Origin of the sequence: Metabacillus bambusae (assembly GCF_017497975.1) — a bacterium.
In the GTDB taxonomy this organism is placed as follows: domain Bacteria; phylum Bacillota; class Bacilli; order Bacillales; family Bacillaceae; genus Metabacillus; species Metabacillus bambusae.
This window is the reverse complement of the sequence record NZ_JAGDEL010000009.1, coordinates 161,402-179,769: the sequence shown is the minus strand read 5'-3', so window position 1 is coordinate 179,769 and position 18,368 is coordinate 161,402. Positions and strand designations below refer to the sequence as shown.

Genomic DNA, 18,368 nt, shown 5'->3' with positions numbered 1-18,368 from the left:
TTAGCTATTAACGACCTTTTTAATCTCTTGAAGGATCTTTCCATCAATAGAATAACGAAAATCTCTACCAACTCGCACCCCTGAGCCAAAATGATATTGCCCCGCTTGCAGAGTTCGATGAATGAACTCGATATTGTTTAGATCAAGTCCTGAACCAGGCATAATAATTGGCTTTTCCGAACCGTTTACAGAGTCCGCTAACAATTTACGTAACGTATTTAATCCTTCCATTACGTTAGGTGCTCCCCCTGAAGTTAGTACTTGATTTACCTTAAAAGGTGAATCACAAAGGGATGTATATATTTCTAGTGGCTTTGTTTCATCAATGGCACGGTGAAATGTAATGGACAATCCGTTAGCTTCTTCTATCACCGTTTGAAGAATATCATAATCTACTAATTTCTCATCAGTTAGTGCACCGAAAACAATCCCTGCAGCACCTAGTTCTCGAGCAACTTTAATGTCTTCAACCATCATCTCCCATTCTTCCTTCTGATAGACAAAGGAATAACTATGAGGACGAATCATCACCATAACAGGAATACTAACACTGTTTACGACTCGCTTAATTGCTCCATAGCTCGGGGTTAATCCACCTTCACTAATGGCTGAAACCAATTCTAATCGATCCGCTCCATACGCCTCAGCAATTTTTGCATCTTCTTGATTTAAAACAATCACTTCAACTTTACTCATATAAAATCCCTCTAGTCACAGTCTTATTTAGCGCTCTTTAAAAAGACTTTGTCATTTCGATCATTCATTCTTACTAAATATTGCTGAAATGTTTGCTGCTCTTGGGCGGTCAATGATGATGACAGCAACTGCTGACTATGCTGCTTTAATGTTGTTAATAGCTCAAATAAAAGCTTTTCAACGGTAAGTTCAATTCCCAGTAAATCACTTAATGATGACATCGTTTCAGGTTCTATCTTTGGAAAGATAAACTTTGTTTGTTCCTTTTTCAAGGATATTTCATAAAATTGACGGATCAAATCAGCGCGGCCTTCACCACTTCCTGTCACACAAAGATAGATTTGAACCGCAATTCCCCTTTGAAGTCGGCGTTGTGAAATACCAGCAAACTTCTTCCCATTAATACTTAGATCATAGCTTCCAGGACAATAAGATCCAACAATTTCACGTGCTTCAACCTGACTGCCATTTTCCTTTAACATACGTTTTATTAAATCCAGCATCGCATCATACCCACGATTAATGTCGATGCCCTTATCACGATCAGGAAAAATGAGAGAAATGTTTAACACATCCTTGTCCAATACAACGGCAAGTCCACCAGAGTTTCTTACGATGACGTGATAGCCCATGTTTTTTAAAAAATTTACTCCATCCTCTAAATATGGCAGCTTCGTATCCTGAATCCCAAGCACGATTGTATTATGATGCACCCATGTTCTCGCAGTTGCTGGTGATTCCTGCTTTCCAACACTTGCACATAATGTATCATCAATTGCAAATGAGTGCTTAGCCTCAAATTGAGGTCCAAGACTAGATTGGTCGATAATTCTCCATTCAGGTTGATTGATTAAAGAGGCTGTTGTTGAAAGGTCCATACTATGTATTACTCCCTTGAAATTAACATTTTTCCCTTTCATTATATCACTTTCAGGATTGTGGAAAAGGCTTTAAAGAATGGAAAAAGCAAAGCAATCAAACTTCTAACAAGTTTTGATCGATTGTTTGTACTTAATGCTGACATGATAAAAAATATTATTACTACACCAGGTTCATTGCGTAATATTCTGCATACACACACAGTGTCGAGCAAATAATAATGGAAGAATCTTCAGTCTTTAATGAAATTGGAGCTTCACTCTACATCGGCACCTGCAGAATTTGGAGTATGACTTACTAAAAGGGTGATTATTAATATGTGGAAAATGGTATATTCCTATCTTCCAGACTGGAAAGTTTTTCTTCAAGGATTTATCGCATTTTTCGTTCCGTTTGCGATCTCAAGATTTTTTAAATGGGCCCGTACTTTAGAGGAAGAGTGATGAAGATGAAATGGACATCAAAGAAAAATCAAAGACAACATCCTTCCATTCAAAGTAAAAATGAGCAAAATTCTAACCTTTTTCAGGATTCAACAGACCAAATGACTGGCGATTTCAAGGTGGACCTAGAGCTTGTCAAGCAAGAAATCGTCGCTAACTCAGATGTACATGTTCGTGAGTTAAACTTAGGGCGTACAGGAATTCGGGCTGCAATCATTTTTGTTGATGGTTTGTCAGATAGAGATCTCATCGACAAACATCTTATGAAATCATTGATGCTAGATTTTTGCGAAGAGTTTAAAGAGGAAACTCCTCATGTGAAAGGTACACTTTCACATGAATTTATCGTAAATCAAGTTCTTTCCATTAGTGAAGTTAAAGTAGTCAATCACGTAAAAGAAATAGTGACAAAGGTATTTACAGGTTCAACCGCACTTTTAATTGATGGTTCCCCTGATGCCTTTATCCTTGGCACGACAAAAGGGAAAACTCGTGATATTAACGAGCCATTAACAGAGGCATTAGTCAGAGGTCCAAGGGTCGGATTCACTGAATCTTTATCCGATAACACTGCCCTATTAAGAAGAAGCGGTGAGAATGGAAACTTAACATTAACGAAATTCAAAGTAGGAAAGCGAGAAAAAAAAGAGCTTGTCATCGCCTATATGAAAGAGATTACGGACTTAGAATTAGTAGATGAGGTAATCAAAAGAATTAAGAAAATAGATATAGATGATGTACCTGAATCAGGTTATATAGAGCAGTTGATCGAAGATAATTATCTTAGTCCCTTTTCCCAGGTACAAAGTACGGAACGTCCTGACCGTGTAATCAGTGCAATGATGGAGGGGCGAGTAGCAATCCTGTTAGATGGGACACCATTCGCTTTGATCGCTCCGGTTACATTCAGCATGCTTTTGCAATCGCCAGAAGATTATTATGAACGATGGATTCCAGGAACCCTTTTACGGCTATTACGATTTGGTGCAGCTATGGTTACGTTGTTTGCTCCTGCATTATATATATCTTTTATCTCCTTTCATCCAGGATTGATTCCAACCAAGTTAGCCATTTCGATTATAGGTTCTAGAGAAGGTGTCCCATTCCCTTCCTTAATCGAGGCACTGCTCATGGAAATAGCTATTGAAATCTTAAGGGAAGCAGGACTACGCTTGCCTAAACCGATTGGACCAGCTATGGGAATTGTTGGCGGACTGATTATTGGAGAAGCGGCGGTACAAGCTGGGATTGTCAGCAATATTATGGTTATCGTTGTGGCAATAACAGCTATATCCTCCTTTGCCCTTCCTAATTATAGTGCCGGTATTTCATTGCGTATTCTTCGCTTTGTAGCAATGTTTAGTGCTGCATTGTTTGGATTGTACGGTGTCATTCTGTTTTTTCTCCTCCTATGCAGTCATTTAGTGAAATTGAAAAGCTTCGGCGTTCCTTATGTAAGTCCTGCAGTACCTTATCAAATAAGTGATTGGAAAGATTTTATGGTTCGCATGCCGCTTCAAATGATGAAACGTCGTCCAAAAATGTTGAATGGAAAAGATCCAATACGCAAAGGATAGCCTTCTACGAAAGGAAGTGAAGCAAGGATGAATCTCAGTCCTAATGATCGAATTACCACTTCGCAAGCAGCTGTCGTCGTCATTAATTATATACTTGCTACCGGGATTCTCACCCTGCCAAGAACCTCTGTGGAGAAGGTAAAAACACCAGATGTTTGGATTAGCGTTCTCATAGGCGGGCTGATCGCAATGATCGCAGGGGTAATCATCGTGAAATTAAGTCAACAATTTCCCGAAAAAACGTTTTATCAATACAGTCAGGAGATTATAGGAAAATGGGCAGGAGGATTCCTTTGTCTGATTTTAATCGTTTACTTTTTTTCTCTTTCGGCATTTGAAGTCAGAGCCCTAGCAGAAGTCACAGGTTACATGTTGTTAGAAGGCACTCCTACCTGGGCGATTATCATGCCCTTCATGTGGGTGGGTCTCTATTTGATATTGGGAGGTATTAATCCAATTGCTCGTCTATTTGAAATTATTTTCCCAATTACCGTGATCATTTTTTTGCTGGTTTCCTTGATGAGTTTCAAACTATTTGAACTAAATAATTTACGCCCGGTATTAGGGTTAGGAATTATGCCGGTATTAAAAGGGATAAAGACAACATCTCTCGCATTCATTGGCCCTGAAATCATGCTGCTCCTAACAGCGTTTATGAAACATCCAAAAAAAGCAGTGAAAGCCGTTCTGATTGGTGTTTCAATCCCTATAGCCTTTTATATGATCACAGTTGTGATGGTTATCGGTGCGTTATCCGTTGATGGAGTGATTACAAGGACCTGGCCATCCATTGACCTTATTCGTAGTTTTGAAATCCCTGGTTTGATCTTTGAGCGATTTGAGTCGTTGTTGTTAGTGATTTGGATTATGCAAATATTTTCCACCTTCACAATTACATACTACGCTGCTTCTTTAGGGCTTGCTCAGCTCTCAAAAAAAAATATTCATCGATTTATCTACGGCTTGCTTCCCATTATTTATCTCATTGCCATGGTTCCAAAAAACATCAACGACCTGTTTAAATTTGGGGATATCTTAGGTAATATTGCCTTGTATTTATTTGGCTTACTTCCTATGCTTCTCCTCTTGGCTTCTCGATTGAGAGGGAAAAAATCATGAATATACGTCATGATCTGCGGTTCCTTTTGGTTTGGCCGACATTTTTACTTCTCCTCCTTACTGGATGCTGGAGCAACCTTGAAATTGAAGACCTAGGCATCGTATCCGGTTTGGCGCTAGATATAGCAACAGAGTCACCAATTGAGGAGGAGCTAAAAAAACAAGGAGGGGGATATTCGAAAAAGGATCTGATTACATCAACCTATCAGATTGCTACACCACCATCATCAGAACAGGCTAGCAAAGGTGGAGGCTCAAATCAAAAACCTTATAAGAATATTTCTGAAACTGGTGATTCACTCATTCAATCAGTACGTGAAATATCATTGAGAAGAGATGCTCCCCCGATTGGCCACCACTTAAAAGTGATTGTTATCAATGAGGAGCTTGTTCGATTATATAGTTTAGAGCAATTACTGGATTTTCCTCTACGTGATAACGATTTTAGACCAAGCTGCCTTGTGCTTATTAGCAAGGGACTAGCTAGCAAAACACTAGAATCAAATGATACAACTGAGATTCCCGCATTTCGTTTGATTGGGATCGTAGATAATGAATATCGAACATCAAGGATTTTGCCCCCATTGTCACTTGCTAAATTAACGAGCAAGATGCAATCTGGATCCAGTTTTCTGTTGCAAAATGTCATCTCTTCAAGTGGAGAAGTAAAGTTTGCAGGAGCGGCTGTCATTGAAGGAAAGACTAAGATGCTTCTTGGTTTTTTGAATGAAGAAGAATTGGATGGTTTAACATGGTTAACCGGAAAGGGAAAAGGTGGTTTGGTTAAAACCTTCGATGTAGAAACAAAACAGCCAATCTTATACGAGATAGAGTCAATGAAAAGCAAAATCATCCCTCATGTTAAGGGAAGCAACATCTCTTTCGATGTCAATATTGAATCTGAAGGACGCATCTCTGAAAATTGGGTGACTTCCGAGAAAACACCTGAGAAGACATTTATAAAAAAGGCTGAAAAATCCACTGAAGATGAAATCAATCGATTAGTGAATCTTGTCATAAAGAAAATGCAAGAAGATTACCAAGTCGATGTAGCCGGCTTTGGAAACCAATTAAGAATAAAAAATCCTAAATTATGGGAAAACATTAAAATGGATTGGGATAAAACATTTAGTGAGGTTCAGATCAAATCAACCGTGAACATCACGATAACAGACTATGGAACATCAGAGATAAGCAGATGATCGATCAAACAATAAATGTGACACGATTTTTTAATCATTTCTTGAAACAAGATGGGGGAAAAGCATGATGCAAAGCCTTAAAAATGCAGAAATCCTTTTGGTTTCGCTTCCTGTCCTATTGCTCCTTTTCCTAGCAGGATGCTGGAACAGCAATGAAATTGAAGATTTAGGCTTAAGTATAGGTCTTGCATTAGATGTAGGGAAAGAGCCACCAATTGAAAAAGATTTTAGGGAATATGGAGGAGAATACTTTAAAGGAGATTGTATAAAGCTAACCTATCAGTTCGCAAACCTACAAAGTACAGAGTCAGCGAGCAATGGAGAAGGAATACAACTAAAGCCATATGAGAATATCTCCGAAACAGGTGATTCCGTACATCAAATGACTCGGGAATTTTCTTTGAGAAGGAATACTCCCATGTTCAGTCCCCATCTAAAAGTCATCGTTATCGGAGAGGATCTTGCAAGCAAACATAGTTTGGAACAATTACTTGATCAATTTTTCCGGGATAATGAAATTAGACCTAGCTGCCTTGTGCTCATTAGTAAAGGGCAAGCCAGTCAAACTCTTGAATCAAAAGATACAGTCGATATTCCATCGTTTCGATTGCTAGGAATTTCAGCTAATGGATATAAAACAACAAGGATATTGCCTCCTATAACCCTTGCAAAAATAGAAGGAACAATGAATTCCGGCAACAGTTTTCTTTTGCAAAATGTGATTTCAGCAAATGGAGAAGTAAAATTTTCTGGAGCAGCTGTTATTGAAGGAAAGACTAAAAAGCTGCTAGGTTTTTTTAATGAAGATGAATTGGACGGCTTAACCTGGCTAACCGGAAAAGGAAAAGGCGGAATAGTTAAAAGCTTAGACAAAGAGACAAGTCAGCCAATCATGTACGAGGTAACGACAATGAAAAGCAAAATCATACCTCATGTTGATGGAAATAACATCTCTTTTGATGTCAACATTGAATCTACTGGGCGAATCTCTGAAAATTGGGTGGTTTCAAAGAAATTATCTAAACAAGCATTTTTAAAATTTGCTGAAAGATCCACCGAAAAAGAAGTGAATCGACTTGTAAATCTTGCATTAAATAAAATGCAAAATGATTACAAAGTTGACGTCGCCGGCTTCGGAAACCAATTAAGAATAAAACATCCTAAACTATGGAAAAAACGCAAAAAGGATTGGGACAAAACATTTAGCAAGATCCCAATCAAATATAATGTGAACATATCAATCACGGATTTTGGATTCAAAGAAAACCCATCAAAATAAAAATAAGAGGGTGACTCAAAAAGGTCTGACACCTCCCAACAATCACATATATCGTTAAAAAATGTTAAGGAGCTATATATTGTGTTGGGGGGCTGAACCTTTGGTTTTGAGGCACTCTCTTTTGCCATTAAGCTTGAGCAGCAGTAATCAATGCTAATTTATAAACATCTTCAGCATTACAACCACGTGATAAATCATTAACAGGCTTATTTAAACCCTGTAGGATTGGACCAACTGCTTCAAAATTACCTAAACGCTGCGCAATTTTGTAGCCGATGTTTCCTGCTTCAAGGCTTGGGAAGACGAATACATTTGCATCACCTTTTATAACAGAGCCTGGTGCTTTCTTTTCAGCGACTGAAGGTACAAACGCCGCATCAAATTGGAATTCTCCGTCTAATACTAAGCTTGGATTAAGCTCTTTTGCAATTTGGACAGCTTGGGCAACTTTTTCTGTTTCAGGAGATTTCGCTGAACCTTTCGTTGAAAAGCTTAGTAATGCAACACGTGGGTCAATATTAAACATGTTCGCTGTTTCTGCACTAGCAATGGCGATTTCAGCAAGATCTTGACTATCTGGTGCGATATTGATGGCACAGTCAGCAAATACATATTTCTCATCATCACGAACCATAATGAAGACGCCAGAAGTCTTTTTAATTCCTTCTTTTGTTTTAATGATTTGTAGAGCAGGGCGTACTGTATCTGCTGTAGAGTGTGCAGCACCACTCACAAGGCCCTGGGCTTTTTCAAGATGAACTAGCATTGTCCCGAAATAATTTTCATCTAAGAGAATTTTACGTGCATCCTCTTCTGTTGCTTTCCCTTTACGTCGTTCAACAAATGCAGCAACAAGCTGGTCTATTTCAGCATAGCTATGTGGATCATATATCTCCACACCATCTAATGTTACGTTTAATTCTTTTGCTTTATTTGTTACTTCTTGTTGGTTTCCGATCAAAATTGGTTGAAGGATACCTTCACTAGCTAATCTACTAACAGCAGTTAAAATCCGCTCGTCTAATCCTTCTGGGAAAACAATTTTAATCTGTTGTCCGCTCACTTTTTCTTTTAATGTTGAAAATAAATCTGACACAAAAAAACCTCCTTGAATGGGAATATTATTCCTTCTACAACTAGGATACTCTACTTATTACTAATTTCAAACATTTCCACAGGGTAACAACGCTTACACGTTAAAAGTTTTTAATTTCAAAATAAACTAAAAATTCACAATACTAAATTAAGGTACCTTTTCACAAGTCATTCTAATTTGTTAATATACTCCTTTTCTCAAAATCTAACCTGATAATTTTCAAGTTTTATTCACATGGTTGGTTGGACAAACTATGATATAGTTAAAGTGTACATAACGAATTACAAAATAGGAGTGAATATATATGAGTGAAGCAGCACAAACACTAGATGGTTGGTATTGTTTACATGATTTCCGTTCAATTGATTGGTCAGCATGGAAGCTTTTAACAAGTGATGAGCGTCAAGCTGCCATCCATGAATTTTTAGGACTTCTTGAAAAGTGGAATGTAGCAGAGGATGCTGAGCAAGGAAGCCATACTCTTTATTCAATTGTTGGTCAAAAGGCAGACTTCATGTTAATGATCCTACGCCCAACAATGGAGGAACTTAATGAAATCGAGCTTGAGTTTAACAAAACGAAGCTTGCTGAATATGCGATTCCTACCTATTCATATGTTTCTGTTGTCGAGCTAAGCAATTATTTGGCTGGGGAAAGCAATGAAGATCCATACCAAAACCCACATGTTCGCTCAAGATTGTATCCAAAGCTGCCACAATCTAAATACTCTTGCTTCTATCCAATGGATAAACGCCGTCAAGGAAATGACAATTGGTACTCTCTTTCAATGGATGAGCGCCGTAGCTTAATGAAGAGTCACGGACTAATCGGTCGTTCTTATGCTGGAAAAGTGAAGCAGATTATTACTGGTTCAGTTGGCTTTGACGATTATGAATGGGGAGTAACTCTTTTCTCAGACGATGTTCTTCAATTTAAAAAGCTTGTTTATGAAATGCGCTTTGATGAAGTAAGTGCTCGCTACGGAGAATTTGGTTCATTCTTTGTCGGAAACCTTTTAAGTACTTCTAAACTGCATTCTTTCTTTTATGTTAATTAAGTATAAAAATTAAGGCTTTCGGTTTAAAGCAACAATCTCTTAGAAAAGAGCCTTAATTAAAAACTGACTCTACCAATAAACCTTATTCTAAAGAGGCTTACACGGTACAGTCAGTTTTTTCTATTTCAATATTACCTTCTGATAACAATCTACTTCTTTATTATCCTTGAATCGCTTTGTTTCATAATAAGTAAAGCCTACTGATTCCCAAAATTGCTTTGCTTTAGCATTTCCCTTTAAAACCCCTAAACGTACATCAGATTTACCTGTGTGTAGAAGTTCACCTTCATATTTAGCATATGCTAGCTTTGCATAACCTTTTCCCTGTTGATCTCTATGGATCATTAACAGCCCTAACCAAGGGAAGCCATCCTTTGGGTTTTCATCCAAATAATCTATGACTCCAATATAACTATTGTCTAATTTAATTAACATGCTTTTTGTTTTTGAATTTAGAAACTCCTCTTTCAGCTCTTCGGTTGTTCGCGTTTCTCGACCATTTTCTAGAAGATTATAACTGTTATTAGAATGAACAATTTCTTGAACAATTGTAAGCTTTTCATCTGTTATTTCTTCAAATATTATTGTCCGCATTTTATTCCTCCGATGGATTATTTTTTCATTAAAGTCATAAGTTGTTTGTCCTTTACATACCTATGAATGAGCAAAGAATGATTTAAGGAGTCCCTAGGGCTATCTTTTATCAAGGAGCAAGGCAAAGTGAAGTCGATTTTTCAAGGAAGTGTATTTAGGGACAAAGACATCATTCCGCGAAAATATTCTTTATAGTTTTTCCCTGCAGGAGATTGTCCTGCACAATGGTTTAATCAATCGAATGCAGGCCGGTATAAATCAGATTGCTTCTATTCGCAGAATCAATCTGATTGTCCAGTTGTTTACTAACTTTTTGAGGAGGGTAATCTAGTATGGCAAAAAAAGTTCAAGGTCAACCTTATGGCTATGACATGCAGGGGATGCAGGGGATGCCAGGTGTTCAAGGAGCTCAAGCAGGTCAACCAATGCAAATGCAGCAAGGTGCAGGATATCAACCATATCCTACATATCAATATCCAGGTCAATTTGCTCAACCTGGTTTACAAGTACCTCCAATGCCACAACAACAAGCACCATCTCAAAATATCCCTGGCATGCTACCAATTGAAGAATCGTATATTGAAAATATTTTACGTTTGAATCGCGGAAAAGTGGCAACTGTTTATATGACGTTTGAAAACAATCGTGAGTGGAATGCAAAGGTGTTTAAAGGTGTAATCGAGGCAGCAGGTCGTGATCATATCATCCTCAGCGACCCTCAGACTGGAATGCGTTATTTATTATTAATGGTTTATTTAGATTATGTAACATTTGATGAAGAATTAAATTACGATATTCAAGGCTTAGTTTCATATTCACCAAGATAACATTCAAAGGATGGCTGACTTTTAGAGTCAGCCTCAACCCTTTTATAGAAATCGAATAGCGACATATCCTAATAAAATCCAGCCAGCTAAAAAAGCGAGACCACCTAAAGGAGTAATTGCTCCTAAAACACTAATTTGTGTCACACTTAACACATATAAGCTACCTGAAAATAGAATGATCCCCACTAAAAACAACCATCCCGCTGTTGTTAATAATCCAACATTGGACAATTTGTCTACTAAAAAGGCGATCACAAATAATCCACCTGCGTGAAACATTTGATAGGTTACACCGGTTTGCCACGTCTTTATGTACTTTTCGGGTATTTTTCCCTCTAATCCATGTGCACCAAATGCCCCTAATGCAACAGCTAAAAAAGCATTAATCGCTCCTAAAATAAGAAAAAGCTTCATATCTATCCTACCTCCCTTATTTGTTCCTCTTCCATCTTACCCTACTATTTTGTCTTTTCAACTTGTTTAATTGAGGTATTTTTGACGATTTATTAACCATTGAGGATTTTGCAACAGCGAGATGATTTGGTTGGAAGCTTTTTTTCTGGGAATTGGATTGTTTTATCTTGCTATTGAACCACTATTAATGAGAATTGAACCACTTTCTTCGTTAATTAAACCACTCTTTTATGTTTTTGAATCATTAAGACTGAGGTTTGAACCACTCTTCTTCACTTTTGAATCACTACTTTTTCGAACAGAAAAAGAGCCACATCACATGGCTCCTACCGATTTTGTAAATAAACCTTCAATACATTTGCTACATCGTGCTCGTTATTGACTGCTTTAATATAATAATGGTCACCATCTAAATATGATTGAAAGTTGCTATAGCCTTCGTTCCTTAAAAAATCGTCAATATCTTGGACAGATTCCTGTGCACTTAATAAATACTTTTGACCAATGTAGTCCTGGTTTACATAAACATCATATCTGTCATGGGATAGTTTTGTATTTGACTGGTCATTAAACAAACCCATATCAAATCTACCTCTCCCCATATTAAACAAATCATCGTATGCCATATTAATAACCTCCAATGAATATTTACTATCATTGTGTCCTGATTAGGTTATAATATGATGGATTTCTTTGGAGCGTTTGCCTATGTTATGGCAACACGATTATTCCAGGAACTTAAAAATCAAAAAGTGAATCACCGTTTGCATCACTTTCCTTGAATGGTGTAGATGAAATTGTCGGTTGTTGTTTAACAGCTGTTGACATATTTCCCATCATTTTTTGAAGCTCTGCTTGATTAATTTCATTTGAAGTAGGTGAAGGTATGTTTAAAGAACTCGACTTTTCATCCAGTATAACTTCACATAGAGATTTGATCACAACTAGCTTTTCTCTCAATTCTTTATCTGTATCGCTTTTTTTCGCTTTATCTAGCTCTTCCTCCATTTTTTGAAGGAGCTTTGACACATGAATATTCAATGTTAGTACCTCCTCCGGTTTAAGGCTTATTTGACTTCTGTTCATATTTAAGGCAGGTGATACCTGAGGATTTCATTACCATAATGGCTGGTCTACTTGCTGATTTAAATCCGTATGCACGACAACCATTGGGAAACTTGGCGTCCCATGTGACATAAAAATGCTTACACTTTATGCAATTTACTGTTGCCTCTTTCACTTATTTTTTAACTCCTTTATGAAAAACTAACTCTCATCTAAGCACCAATCAATTTCTTTCACTTTACACTGTTTTAAATAATCATTTGTTTTAGAGAATGGTTTACTTCCAAAAAAACCTTTTCTAGCTGAGAATGGGCTAGGATGTGGAGACTCGATTATTAGATGTTGAGGCGATGTAATAAATCGCTTCTTCTCCCCAGCATGTTTTCCCCATAAAATAAAAACAATCGGTTGTTCACGCTTGTTCAATCGTTTGATGATTTCATCTGTGAATTGTTCCCAGCCTTGACCTTTATGGGAATTAGCTACACCTTTTTTAACAGTTAGTACTGTGTTTAATAACAATACACCTTCATTTGCCCATTTTAATAATGAACCATTCGCAGGTGGATTACAGCTTATATCTTCTTGGAGCTCAATAAAAATATTCCGAAGTGAGGGGGGAAGCTTTACATCTGGCTGAACAGAAAAGCTTAAGCCCTGAGCTTGTCCGTCACCATGGTATGGATCTTGTCCCAATATAACTGCTTTTACAGCCTCATAAGGAGTTTTATTCAACGCTTCGAAAATATGCTCACGATTTGGAAAAACGGTTTCTTCGTTATATTGTTCGTGTAAAAATTGTGTGAGTTGTTTAAAATATGGTTGTTCAAATTGATCATTTAATAAGTTTGACCAATCATTCTTTACTAATTGCTTCACCTGTTTCACTCCTGTTCTACTATTCGTGAACGAAGAGGTTTGCCATCCCAAACAATCTCTGTGTCTGCTTCACGTTCCTTCATTGCAGGCTCTTCTAAAAGCACAAAAAAGTTTTTCGTCGGTAAGTCTCCTAATTGATGCTTATCACATAATTTGTCTAAATAGTATTTTCTGTTATTGGTTAGGTCTGCTGATTGATTATTTCCATTTTCGGCAAATGCATAGATGACACTTGCTATCGGCATTCTTTTGACACGACATACTTTAGCAGCTCGTAAGAAAAAGTCCCAATCCCAATAGTTATGCACCTCAGGGTCAAATAAACCAATTTGATCATGGAGTTCTTTCTTATAAGCACTGCCTGATGGAATATAGGTTGAAAATTCCCTCATCGCTTGGAGATCATAATGATATGCGAATGTACGTCTAGCCAAAGGAAAACGCATATTCTTTTTCGTTTCAAAGCTGACAATTTCTGCATCAGAATAAACAAAGTCTGCGGTCTTTAGTTCATTTTGTATTTGCTTGATATGGTTTTCTGTTAAGAAATCATCGTCATCACAGAGCATAATTACATCACCTGTTACATAATTTACACCAATATTTCTAGCGTGAACATGCTTAACATTTTCCTCTAGCTCAATCGCCTTAATCGGCATTTCCTTATATAACTCGACTAATGGTGTGATCGTTTCTCCTGCATCATTTACGATAATAATTTCATACGGTGCAACAGTTTGCTTATGGATCGATTCTAGAAGCTCTGCTAGTTCTGTTATCCTATTATAGGTTGCAATGACAATTGATATTTTCATAAGTATCACCTCAGGTCTATCTTTATTTTAACAAAGTGAATAGCAGTTTTTATAGGAAAAGATTACATATGACTTTCTTCTCATTTTTTCTTCACAAGGTTTTCTGTTAAAACAGGAGGGTATTATCAAACTATCAACAAAAAGGAGATGAAAAGATCATGAAAACATATGTTGTTGAAAATGGTGTACATGCTACAGAAACAATTAGAAACTTAGAAGTTCAAGGATTTACAAAGGATGACATCTATTTATTTGCTCATGATACAACTCGCTCCAAGCATTTAACAGAGAATACGGACACAAATAATATCGGCTTAAAAGAAGAAGGTCTTTTTGATAAGATGGCGAATGCGTTCCGTTCACGTGGTGACGAGCTTCGTGCAAGAATGACATCATTAGGTGTTAGCGATACTGAAGCTATGCGACTTGAGGAAGAATTGGACGAAGGTAAGGTTGTTATTGTTACACAGTAATGAACAAAAGCGCAAGCGCCTTGAACAGCCTCGGGCAAATAAGACGCTCATGAATAGAAGGTGTTTTTTACCTTCAATTCATGAGTGGCTGTAGAACCAAGAGGGTCTAGGCGCTGGAGCTGGATGTCAAAGCGACTATCCACAGTACTAGAGTTTTATTTTTTTTGCTAGAGTTAAGGCTGCCATTAGGCAGCCTTTCTTATATCCAGTGCTTAGGATATTGTCTTGATTGAAATAAATTATTATAAAGTAAGGACATTAAGACTAAAAGTACACTACACAATAAAATACTTAGCATTAATCCCCAGCCTGCTCCAGTATTTATTGCGACAATAGCACTTGCCGCAGCTGGAGGATGAATCGTGTTCGTTAAGAACATTATGATAATCGCGACAGCTAAAGTTATCCCAATAGTCAAAAAACTCCGACCGAACATATCCCATATCGCAAGAGATGCAAAGGTTGCAATGAAATGACCACCGATGATATGTCGTGGTTGTGAAAATGGACCATTATGTGCCCCGAAGATTAATAAACAGCTAGCTCCAATTGGACCAAGAACCATAGGATAGCCAAGAGATATGGCAATCATACTAATAATGCTCATCGCAACAAGACCACCGACTGCTGAAATCATTAAATCCACATAGTTTAAGTTGGATTTAAACGTGGCTTCACCCTTCATTTTTTTTATATATGTACCGAACCCAAGAGGTAATGAGCTAACCTCGGTTCTCCTCATTTTTTCGATATTCATTAGATCCCCCTACACTATACGAAATTGCAATTAGTTTGTAAGTGTTTCTTACAGATAAATTTTATTGTAAATGATCCTTACGTCAAAATAAAGAGAAAAGAGGTAAAAATTATACTTCTTTTTCCCTCTATAAAATGTAAGCGCTCCAGTATGATTGAACCATTTTTCTTCCTAAAGAACAAAAGCGCAAGCGTCGATGTTGACTTATCGTACAGAGGTGAGGGGAGTCCACTAGTCGCTGGGCGCTGGAGCTGGATGTCGTGCGCTTATCCACAGTTCAAGAATTTTATAATTTCCTAAACGACAAAAAAATGCCTCCTTACAGGTAAGGAGGCCATACATTATATAAAGATTAGGGGGGGATTACTAACATTATCACCACTATACAATTATCTTATACTAGCAAATTCACTTTAGTTTATTTTTTTCTGAAGCTCTTCAATAAAACGCAAAAAGCCTTGTTGACCTGATTTGTCGCGTTTAAATACACCGGCATGCTCCAAAATTGTCGCAAACACTTGGCCTACTTCTTCTAGCAATAGTTGATAGCTATTTGTTTGATCCAAATTTGGGTATTTCTTTTTCATACGTGTTGCCCAGTCATAGTGTTTGTTTAAGTCAGGATCATCTAAAATAATAGACATTTCCTTATCTTCACCAAGGACATCGGCTAATTTTTTTAGTTCATCTAGTAGTCTGCCAGGTAATACAGCTAAGCCCATTACCTCAATTAAACCAATGTTCTCTTTTTTAATATGATGAACCTCTTGATGTGGATGATAAATCCCAAATGGGTGTTCATCATTTGTTCGGTTATTACGTAGCACTAAATCAAGTTCAAACAGATTTCCTCTTCTTCTTGCGATCGGAGTAATTGTATTATGCGGAGTTTCCCCAGAAAAGGCTAAAATCTCAACTGATTCATCACTATAATTCTTCCATTCCTGCAAAATTTCATCTGCTGCATTGATCAGATCCTGCTGATTCGTTCCTTGCAGTCTCAACACAGACATTGGCCATTTTACAATTCCTAACTCAACGCTTGAATATTTGTCTAGCTTGAAGGAGTATTCAACCTCTGCAACCTCCATTGGAAAGGTATGATGCCCACCCTGGAAGTGATCGTGACTTAAAATTGAGCCACCTACAATTGGTAAATCAGCATTAGAACCAAGAAAATAGTGAGGATACTGCTCAACGAAATGAAGTAGCTTCGTAAAACTTTCCTTGGAGATCTTCATCGGTTTATGCTCTCCTGAAAAGACAATCGCATGTTCATTGTAATACACATACGGAGAAAACTGAAAAAACCACTGTTCATCATTTAAGCTTACCGGGATAATGCGATGATTCTGTCTTGCTGGGTGATCTAGGCGTCCAGCATAGCCCACATTCTCCTTACAAAGCAGACATGTTGGATACTCACTTTTTTGTAAGTTACGAGCAGCTGCAATGGCAACAGGGTCCTTCTCAGGTTTAGACAAGTTAATTGTCATCTGTAGGTCACCATATTCAGTTTTAGCAAGCCATTTTTCATTTTTAGCGATACGATCTGTTCGTATATAATGAACATCTTGCGAAAACTGGTAAAAGGCCCCTGTTGCTTTTTCTGGTCCATATTGGTCAACAGTCGTTTGAAAGTTTCGAATGATTTCACCTTGTGATTGAACAAGACATCCCATTAGCTTTGTATCGAGTAAATCACGATAGGTTACAGTGTTTTCGAGTAAACGTTCATTCAGGACAGCCCAATCCAGAATATTCTCTAATATAGGAACAGGTGAGGAAAGCTCCTCGTCTTCTACCGTAACCGCTTTAAAATCATTTAATTGTAAAACTTCTAGAAGCTTGTTACGAGTTAAATCTACGTCCCACTCTGAAATGAGTTGCTTTTTACGTCCGAATTGCAGCAGTCGTTCGATTTCTAGATATATATTGATAGACATATAATCATCCCCTCGTGGCATTTACAAGCATGAGCTTTTTCATCTTTGGTTCTGTTATACTTGGTTGTTGATTTCCGCTGCAGGCGTTCGCTTTTCTCGGGCGGTCCGTGAGCCTCCCGCAGGAGTCTCACGTATACGTTCCAATCAACAAAGTGCCAAAATCAATAGTGAGCTTTAACAGAGCCTTATCTTCAAAAATTTGGAAATAGCAAGTATTAACAATATACCCGCTATTCCCTTTTTTAGTATAACCTTATTTTTCGTAACCGCTTGGATGCTTTTGGAACCAGTTCCAAGCACTCTCAATCATCGTGTGAAGATCAGCATATTTCGGTTTCCAGCCAAGCTCATTGATTGCTTTTTCAGATGAAGCGATTAAGATTGCTGGATCGCCTGCACGACGAGGTGCTACTTCTGCTGGAATTGGATGACCTGTTACCTTTCTTGCTGTCTCGATGACTTCTTTAACAGAAAAGCCATTTCCATTCCCTAGGTTATAGGTAGCACTTTCGTTATCTTTACGAAGCTTATCGATTGCTAAGATATGCGCATCAGCCAAGTCTGTTACGTGAATATAATCACGAATACAAGTACCGTCAACTGTGTTATAATCATCACCGAAAATCATGATTTTTTCGCGATCTCCTAGTGCTACTTGTAAAATGATCGGGATTAAATGTGTTTCAGGCTGATGATCTTCCCCAAGCTTTCCTTCCATATGTGCACCAGCAACATTAAAGTATCGAAGAACAACATAATTCAGTCCATATGCTTGCTGACTCCATTTCAGCATTTTTTCAACGGCAAGTTTTGTTTCTCCATATGGATTTGTTGGAACAGTTGGGTCAGTTTCTAAAATTGGAATATTTTCTGCCTCTCCATAAGTTGCTGCTGTTGAAGAAAAGACAATTTTCTTAACACCGAATTCTGTCATGACCTTTAAAAGACACATTGTTCCATATACATTGTTATCATAGTATTGAAGAGGCTTCTCAACACTTTCACCAACAAGTGAATCTGCTGCAAAATGAATGACTGCTTCAATCTCATTTTCTTTAAAAACATTTTTTAGGAAAACTTCATCACGTAAATCCCCTGAATAAAGCTTTGCACCTTCTAAAACAGCTGGTTTATGGCCTTTTTGAAGATTATCAACAACAATAACCTCTTCATTACGATCTAAAAGCTCTGATACTGTGTGACTTCCGATATAACCTGCTCCACCACATACTAATACTGCCATGCTTTTA

Annotated in this window: 20 protein-coding genes; 8 read left to right on the top strand and 12 right to left on the bottom strand. The window is 37.6% G+C overall.

Annotated features, from left to right (window positions below; all coding sequences use genetic code 11):
- Positions 1-696 (bottom strand): copper homeostasis protein CutC, encoded by a 696-nt coding sequence (locus I7822_RS13880; RefSeq protein WP_207979122.1) that lies wholly within the window; start codon positions 694-696, stop codon positions 1-3.
- Positions 697-719: 23 nt separating this feature from the next.
- The gene (gene lipL, locus I7822_RS13875; RefSeq protein WP_207979120.1) at positions 720-1,574 is read right to left on the bottom strand and encodes an octanoyl-[GcvH]:protein N-octanoyltransferase; all 855 of its coding nucleotides are present in this window, start codon (positions 1,572-1,574) and stop codon (positions 720-722) included.
- 318 nt (positions 1,575-1,892) lie between these two features.
- On the opposite strand from lipL, the gene I7822_RS30245 reads away from it, so the two are divergent.
- The 5 genes from I7822_RS30245 to I7822_RS13855 all read left to right on the top strand — a co-directional run bounded on the left by I7822_RS30245 (position 1,893) and on the right by I7822_RS13855 (position 7,195).
- Positions 1,893-2,018, top strand: coding sequence for a hypothetical protein (locus I7822_RS30245; protein WP_260445673.1), 126 nt, complete (start codon positions 1,893-1,895; stop codon positions 2,016-2,018).
- Between the two features lie 5 nt (positions 2,019-2,023).
- Positions 2,024-3,595, top strand: coding sequence for a spore germination protein (locus I7822_RS13870; RefSeq protein WP_207979184.1), 1,572 nt, complete (start codon positions 2,024-2,026; stop codon positions 3,593-3,595).
- Positions 3,596-3,622: 27 nt separating this feature from the next.
- Positions 3,623-4,714, top strand: a complete 1,092-nt coding sequence (locus I7822_RS13865) for a spore germination protein (protein ID WP_207979118.1) — start codon at positions 3,623-3,625, stop codon at positions 4,712-4,714.
- Entirely contained in the window at positions 4,711-5,916 is a 1,206-nt protein-coding gene (locus tag I7822_RS13860) for a Ger(x)C family spore germination protein (RefSeq protein WP_207979116.1), read from the top strand. Before I7822_RS13865 ends, I7822_RS13860 begins: the two co-directional genes overlap by 4 nt.
- Before the next feature lie 64 nt (positions 5,917-5,980).
- Positions 5,981-7,195 (top strand): Ger(x)C family spore germination protein, encoded by a 1,215-nt coding sequence (locus I7822_RS13855; protein WP_207979114.1) that lies wholly within the window; start codon positions 5,981-5,983, stop codon positions 7,193-7,195.
- 127 nt (positions 7,196-7,322) lie between these two features.
- On the opposite strand, the gene pta is transcribed toward I7822_RS13855, so the two are convergent.
- Positions 7,323-8,291 carry a phosphate acetyltransferase gene (pta, locus tag I7822_RS13850; RefSeq protein WP_207979112.1) on the bottom strand — a complete coding sequence of 323 codons (969 nt, stop codon included), beginning with the start codon at positions 8,289-8,291 and terminating at the stop codon, positions 7,323-7,325.
- Positions 8,292-8,595: 304 nt separating this feature from the next.
- On the opposite strand from pta, the gene hemQ reads away from it, so the two are divergent.
- Positions 8,596-9,348, top strand: a complete 753-nt coding sequence (gene hemQ / locus I7822_RS13845) for a hydrogen peroxide-dependent heme synthase (protein WP_207979110.1) — start codon at positions 8,596-8,598, stop codon at positions 9,346-9,348.
- A gap of 120 nt (positions 9,349-9,468) precedes the next feature.
- On the opposite strand, the gene I7822_RS13840 is transcribed toward hemQ, so the two are convergent.
- Positions 9,469-9,942, bottom strand: a complete 474-nt coding sequence (locus tag I7822_RS13840) for a GNAT family N-acetyltransferase (RefSeq protein WP_207979108.1) — start codon at positions 9,940-9,942, stop codon at positions 9,469-9,471.
- Positions 9,943-10,274: 332 nt separating this feature from the next.
- Between I7822_RS13840 and gerQ the strand changes: the two genes are divergently transcribed.
- Positions 10,275-10,769 carry a spore coat protein GerQ gene (gerQ, locus tag I7822_RS13835; RefSeq protein ID WP_372442158.1) on the top strand — a complete coding sequence of 165 codons (495 nt, stop codon included), beginning with the start codon at positions 10,275-10,277 and terminating at the stop codon, positions 10,767-10,769.
- A 42-nt stretch (positions 10,770-10,811) separates the two neighbouring features.
- On the opposite strand, the gene I7822_RS13830 is transcribed toward gerQ, so the two are convergent.
- The 5 genes from I7822_RS13830 to I7822_RS13810 all read right to left on the bottom strand — a co-directional run bounded on the left by I7822_RS13830 (position 10,812) and on the right by I7822_RS13810 (position 13,942).
- The gene (locus tag I7822_RS13830; protein WP_066338153.1) at positions 10,812-11,183 is read right to left on the bottom strand and encodes a DUF423 domain-containing protein; all 372 of its coding nucleotides are present in this window, start codon (positions 11,181-11,183) and stop codon (positions 10,812-10,814) included.
- A gap of 326 nt (positions 11,184-11,509) precedes the next feature.
- Positions 11,510-11,809, bottom strand: coding sequence for a hypothetical protein (locus I7822_RS13825; RefSeq protein WP_243459458.1), 300 nt, complete (start codon positions 11,807-11,809; stop codon positions 11,510-11,512).
- A 112-nt stretch (positions 11,810-11,921) separates the two neighbouring features.
- A complete protein-coding gene (locus tag I7822_RS13820) occupies positions 11,922-12,224 on the bottom strand; it encodes a YwdI family protein (protein WP_207979106.1) in 303 nt (100 codons plus the stop codon).
- Positions 12,225-12,449: 225 nt separating this feature from the next.
- A complete protein-coding gene (locus I7822_RS13815; protein WP_207979105.1) occupies positions 12,450-13,127 on the bottom strand; it encodes a uracil-DNA glycosylase in 678 nt (225 codons plus the stop codon).
- Positions 13,128-13,132: 5 nt separating this feature from the next.
- The gene (locus I7822_RS13810) at positions 13,133-13,942 is read right to left on the bottom strand and encodes a glycosyltransferase family 2 protein (RefSeq protein ID WP_207979103.1); all 810 of its coding nucleotides are present in this window, start codon (positions 13,940-13,942) and stop codon (positions 13,133-13,135) included.
- Positions 13,943-14,100: 158 nt separating this feature from the next.
- Between I7822_RS13810 and I7822_RS13805 the strand changes: the two genes are divergently transcribed.
- Positions 14,101-14,415, top strand: coding sequence for a YflT domain-containing protein (locus I7822_RS13805; protein ID WP_243459457.1), 315 nt, complete (start codon positions 14,101-14,103; stop codon positions 14,413-14,415).
- A gap of 199 nt (positions 14,416-14,614) precedes the next feature.
- Here the strand turns inward: I7822_RS13805 and I7822_RS13800 are convergent, their stop codons facing one another.
- From I7822_RS13800 to galE, 3 genes are all read right to left on the bottom strand, one after another.
- Positions 14,615-15,172, bottom strand: coding sequence for an HPP family protein (locus tag I7822_RS13800; RefSeq protein WP_207979101.1), 558 nt, complete (start codon positions 15,170-15,172; stop codon positions 14,615-14,617).
- A 413-nt stretch (positions 15,173-15,585) separates the two neighbouring features.
- On the bottom strand, positions 15,586-17,112 hold the full coding sequence (gene galT / locus I7822_RS13795; RefSeq protein WP_372442162.1) for a UDP-glucose--hexose-1-phosphate uridylyltransferase: 1,527 nt from the start codon (positions 17,110-17,112) through the stop codon (positions 15,586-15,588).
- A gap of 259 nt (positions 17,113-17,371) precedes the next feature.
- Positions 17,372-18,361 carry a UDP-glucose 4-epimerase GalE gene (galE, locus tag I7822_RS13790; RefSeq protein ID WP_207979097.1) on the bottom strand — a complete coding sequence of 330 codons (990 nt, stop codon included), beginning with the start codon at positions 18,359-18,361 and terminating at the stop codon, positions 17,372-17,374.
- Positions 18,362-18,368: the final 7 nt, after the last annotated feature.